Genomic DNA, 894 nt, shown 5'->3' on the forward strand with positions numbered 1-894 from the left:
GCCGCCGCGGCGGCGAAGCTGACGACATTGCCGATGAGCAGGGCCTGGTAGGCGTGGGTGGTGCCGGCGGCGAGGGCGCCGGCTCCCGCCAGGCCGCCGATGGCCCAGCCGGCGTTGGAGACGGTGCGCTGCACTGCTTGGTACCGGGTGCGGTCGGGGCCCGCGACACGGGTGGCGTACAGCTTGGTGAGGACATTGGAGCCGCGGTCGGCGAGGCTGGCGACGGCGGAGTAGAGGAGAAGCAGGGAGAAGTTGTCGGTGGTGAGCAGTGCCAGCAGGGCGACGGCTTGCTGGAGTTGCGCCGAGACGAGGACCCGGGTGACGGGGAAGCGGTCGGCGAGGTGGCCCGCGAGAGGGGCTCCCGCGATGCCTGCGGCTCCCGAGATGCCCATGAGCAGGCCGACTTCGGTGACGGACAGGCCGGTGACGAAGGTGAAGTAGAGGGCCGCCGCGCCCATCCAGAGGCCGGTGCCCGCCTTGTTGATCAGAGCGATCCAGAGCATGCGGCGGCCGTCGCGGCCGCCTGGTATCCCTGCGTACAGTGCGGCCCTGCGACGGCTGAAGCTCATTGTTCCCCCTTGCGCCGATGTGGCGCGCTTGACTTGGGTTTTTGTATTGATACATACTTGATTACGTGGCAGCACAATATGCGATCAGTGGTACGACGGCCAAGGGGATTGCTTCGTCCGTCGAGCAGGTGGTGGCCGAGGGCGGGTTGGGGCCCGGCGAGGCCCTGCCTCCGGTGCGGCGGCTCGCCGACGAGCTCGGGGTCGGCGCGGGGACCGTGGCGACCGCGTACAAGGAGCTGCGTCAGCGCGGGATCGTGGTGACGCGCGGGCGGGGCGGGACGGTGGTGGCGCAGGCACCTGCCGTAGGGGCGCGGCGGCCGCCGCG

At 70.7% G+C, this 894-nt stretch carries 2 protein-coding genes; one reads left to right on the top strand and one right to left on the bottom strand.

All coding sequences use genetic code 11. The features are described 5' to 3' along the window. The coding region (locus J0695_RS40330; protein ID WP_277990109.1) for an MFS transporter at positions 1-569 on the bottom strand (569 nt) is incomplete at its 3' end. A 65-nt stretch (positions 570-634) separates the two neighbouring features. On the opposite strand from J0695_RS40330, the gene J0695_RS40335 reads away from it, so the two are divergent. Beyond that, a partial coding sequence (locus J0695_RS40335; protein WP_206969767.1) for a GntR family transcriptional regulator occupies positions 635-894 on the top strand: 260 nt, incomplete at its 3' end.

The organism is Streptomyces beijiangensis (assembly GCF_017315755.1).
Lineage (GTDB): Bacteria > Actinomycetota > Actinomycetes > Streptomycetales > Streptomycetaceae > Streptomyces > Streptomyces beijiangensis.